We start from the raw sequence: 3,724 nt of genomic DNA, 5'->3' as shown, positions 1-3,724 counted from the left end.
AGTCAGAAAATTGATGAGCCAGAATTAGCACCTTGTCTTAACTAAGGTGCAAAATGATTTTAACTGAAGAGTTTGATCATGGCTCAGATTGAACGCTGGCGGCAGGCTTAACACATGCAAGTCGAGCGGAGATGAGGTGCTTGCACCTTATCTTAGCGGCGGACGGGTGAGTAATGCTTAGGAATCTGCCTATTAGTGGGGGACAACATTCCGAAAGGAATGCTAATACCGCATACGTCCTACGGGAGAAAGCAGGGGATCTTCGGACCTTGCGCTAATAGATGAGCCTAAGTCGGATTAGCTAGTTGGTGGGGTAAAGGCCTACCAAGGCGACGATCTGTAGCGGGTCTGAGAGGATGATCCGCCACACTGGGACTGAGACACGGCCCAGACTCCTACGGGAGGCAGCAGTGGGGAATATTGGACAATGGGGGGAACCCTGATCCAGCCATGCCGCGTGTGTGAAGAAGGCCTTATGGTTGTAAAGCACTTTAAGCGAGGAGGAGGCTACTGAGACTAATACTCTTGGATAGTGGACGTTACTCGCAGAATAAGCACCGGCTAACTCTGTGCCAGCAGCCGCGGTAATACAGAGGGTGCGAGCGTTAATCGGATTTACTGGGCGTAAAGCGTGCGTAGGCGGCTTTTTAAGTCGGATGTGAAATCCCCGAGCTTAACTTGGGAATTGCATTCGATACTGGGAAGCTAGAGTATGGGAGAGGATGGTAGAATTCCAGGTGTAGCGGTGAAATGCGTAGAGATCTGGAGGAATACCGATGGCGAAGGCAGCCATCTGGCCTAATACTGACGCTGAGGTACGAAAGCATGGGGAGCAAACAGGATTAGATACCCTGGTAGTCCATGCCGTAAACGATGTCTACTAGCCGTTGGGGCCTTTGAGGCTTTAGTGGCGCAGCTAACGCGATAAGTAGACCGCCTGGGGAGTACGGTCGCAAGACTAAAACTCAAATGAATTGACGGGGGCCCGCACAAGCGGTGGAGCATGTGGTTTAATTCGATGCAACGCGAAGAACCTTACCTGGCCTTGACATACTAGAAACTTTCCAGAGATGGATTGGTGCCTTCGGGAATCTAGATACAGGTGCTGCATGGCTGTCGTCAGCTCGTGTCGTGAGATGTTGGGTTAAGTCCCGCAACGAGCGCAACCCTTTTCCTTACTTGCCAGCATTTCGGATGGGAACTTTAAGGATACTGCCAGTGACAAACTGGAGGAAGGCGGGGACGACGTCAAGTCATCATGGCCCTTACGGCCAGGGCTACACACGTGCTACAATGGTCGGTACAAAGGGTTGCTACACAGCGATGTGATGCTAATCTCAAAAAGCCGATCGTAGTCCGGATTGGAGTCTGCAACTCGACTCCATGAAGTCGGAATCGCTAGTAATCGCGGATCAGAATGCCGCGGTGAATACGTTCCCGGGCCTTGTACACACCGCCCGTCACACCATGGGAGTTTGTTGCACCAGAAGTAGGTAGTCTAACCGCAAGGAGGACGCTTACCACGGTGTGGCCGATGACTGGGGTGAAGTCGTAACAAGGTAGCCGTAGGGGAACCTGCGGCTGGATCACCTCCTTAACGAAAGATTGGTGACCGGTAAGAATCCACAACAAGTTGTTCTTCGAAGATGTATCTGAGGGTCTGTAGCTCAGTTGGTTAGAGCACACGCTTGATAAGCGTGGGGTCACAAGTTCAAGTCTTGTCAGACCCACCACTACTGACGAAGTGATGAATAATCACAAGCTGCTAGATAAAAAGATATGTCGTTCATTATGATTAAAGCTGGGGACTTAGCTTAGTTGGTAGAGCGCCTGCTTTGCACGCAGGAGGTCAGGAGTTCGACTCTCCTAGTCTCCACCATGAATTAAATGAAATGTTTAATTCTGAGCTAAATAGATTATAGAGTTTAATGAATAAAAAGATTAAGTAATTGATCTTGGTTTATTAATCTCTGTGATTTATCACAGTTTACTACGCACCGACGAGGTGGTAGTTAATCATTAACAGATTAGAAAATTGAGTCTGAAATAAATTGTTCACTCAAGAATTTAAGTTGATCGAAGTAATTTGATTGATTTAAACATATTGAGAACTAGCAAAAACACTGAATCAAGCGTTTTGGTATATGAATTTAGATTGAAGCTGTATGGTGATTAAATTCACAGACAACAAACCAGTAGCAATTAAGTTTGCAACGATAACACTCACTTGTATGTGTTAACGACTGTTTGGGGTTGTATAGTCAAGTAATTAAGTGCATGTGGTGGATGCCTTGGCAGTCAGAGGCGATGAAAGACGTGATAGCCTGCGAAAAGCTCCGGGGAGGCGGCAAATATCCTTTGATCCGGAGATTTCTGAATGGGGGAACCCACCCGCTATAAGGCGGGTATCATAAACTGAATACATAGGTTTATGAAGCGAACGAGGGGAAGTGAAACATCTCAGTACCCTTAGGAAAAGAAATCAATTGAGATTCCCTTAGTAGCGGCGAGCGAACGGGGAGCAGCCCATTAAGTTATGTGTGTTTTAGTGGAACGCTCTGGGAAGTGCGAACGTAGAGGGTGATATTCCCGTACACGAAAGGGCACACATAATGATGACGAGTAGGGCGAGGCACGTGAAACCTTGTCTGAATATGGGGGGACCATCCTCCAAGGCTAAATACTCCTGACTGACCGATAGTGAACCAGTACCGTGAGGGAAAGGCGAAAAGAACCCCTGTGAGGGGAGTGAAATAGATCCTGAAACCGCATGCATACAAGCAGTGGGAGCCGACTTGTTCGGTGACTGCGTACCTTTTGTATAATGGGTCAGCGACTTATATTCAGTAGCGAGGTTAACCGAATAGGGGAGCCGTAGAGAAATCGAGTCTTAATAGGGCGTTTAGTTGCTGGGTATAGACCCGAAACCAGGCGATCTATCCATGAGCAGGTTGAAGGTTGGGTAACACTAACTGGAGGACCGAACCCACTGTCGTTGAAAAGCCAGGGGATGACTTGTGGATAGGGGTGAAAGGCTAATCAAGCCTGGTGATAGCTGGTTCTCCCCGAAAGCTATTTAGGTAGCGCCTCGGACGAATACCATTGGGGGTAGAGCACTGTTTCGGCTAGGGGGTCATCCCGACTTACCAAACCGATGCAAACTCCGAATACCAATGAGTACTATCCGGGAGACAGACTGCGGGTGCTAACGTCCGTAGTCAAGAGGAAAACAATCCAGACCGCCAGCTAAGGCCCCAAAATCATAGTTAAGTGGGAAACGATGTGGGAAGGCATAGACAGCTAGGAGGTTGGCTTAGAAGCAGCCACCCTTTAAAGAAAGCGTAATAGCTCACTAGTCGAGTCGGCCTGCGCGGAAGATGTAACGGGGCTAAAACTATGTGCCGAAGCTGCGGATTTGACATTAGTCAAGTGGTAGGGGAGCGTTCTGTAAGCCGATGAAGGTGTATTGAGAAGTATGCTGGAGGTATCAGAAGTGCGAATGCTGACGTGAGTAACGACAAAACGGGTGAAAAACCCGTTCGCTGAAAGACCAAGGGTTCCAGTCCAACGTTAATCGGGGCTGGGTGAGTCGACCCCTAAGGCGAGGCCGAGAGGCGTAGTCGATGGGAAATTGGTTAATATTCCAATACTTCTGTGTAATGCGATGAGAGGACGGAGAAGGTTAAGTCAGCCTGGCGTTGGTTGTCCAGGTGGAAGACCCGTA

The 3,724-nt window shown here is 48.6% G+C and carries 2 tRNA genes and 2 rRNA genes (1 of these 4 only partly in view); all 4 read left to right on the top strand.

The window, feature by feature from the left end:
- Positions 1 to 60: 60 nt before the first annotated feature.
- A 16S ribosomal RNA gene (locus ACSC97_RS17705) occupies positions 61 to 1,597 on the top strand.
- Positions 1,598 to 1,656: 59 nt separating this feature from the next.
- Positions 1,657 to 1,733, top strand: a tRNA-Ile gene (locus tag ACSC97_RS17700).
- Positions 1,734 to 1,803: 70 nt separating this feature from the next.
- A tRNA-Ala gene (locus tag ACSC97_RS17695) sits at positions 1,804 to 1,879 on the top strand.
- 380 nt (positions 1,880 to 2,259) lie between these two features.
- Positions 2,260 to 3,724, top strand: a 23S ribosomal RNA gene (locus tag ACSC97_RS17690); it runs 1,524 nt beyond the window's last position.
- Together the 16S and 23S rRNA genes with 2 tRNA genes alongside form the textbook arrangement of a ribosomal RNA operon.

The organism is Acinetobacter sp. P1(2025), assembly GCF_051390655.1.
GTDB classification, from domain to species: Bacteria; Pseudomonadota; Gammaproteobacteria; order Pseudomonadales; family Moraxellaceae; genus Acinetobacter; species Acinetobacter junii.
Note: the sequence above shows the minus strand (reverse complement) of the source record. Positions and strands in the feature narration are given on the sequence as shown.